Genomic DNA, 277 nt, shown 5'->3' on the forward strand with positions numbered 1-277 from the left:
TGGGCTCTGTTGCAAAAATCGTGAAGCTTGAGCATGCTTGGCGGAGATTGGACGGACGGAACGATGACGGATTTCAAGTGGCGCCATTTCCAGGGTGATGTGATCCTGTGGGCGGTGCGCTGGTATTGTCGCTATCCGATCAGCTATCGCGACCTTGAGGAAATGCTGGCGGAACGCGGCATTTCGGTCGACCATACGACGATCTATCGCTGGGTCCAGTGCTACGCCCCGGAGATGGAGAAGCGGCTGCGCTGGTTCTGGCGGCGTGGCTTTGATC

General features: G+C 57.8%; 1 pseudogene. It reads left to right on the forward strand.

The features are described from left to right. Nucleotides 1-63 precede the first annotated feature (63 nt). Nucleotides 64-277, forward strand: a pseudogene (locus tag OGY07_RS00080) (IS6 family transposase); the annotation flags it as partial.

This window comes from Citrobacter sp. Cs237, from assembly GCF_030332325.1.
GTDB classification, from domain to species: Bacteria; Pseudomonadota; Gammaproteobacteria; order Enterobacterales; family Enterobacteriaceae; genus Citrobacter_A; species Citrobacter_A sedlakii.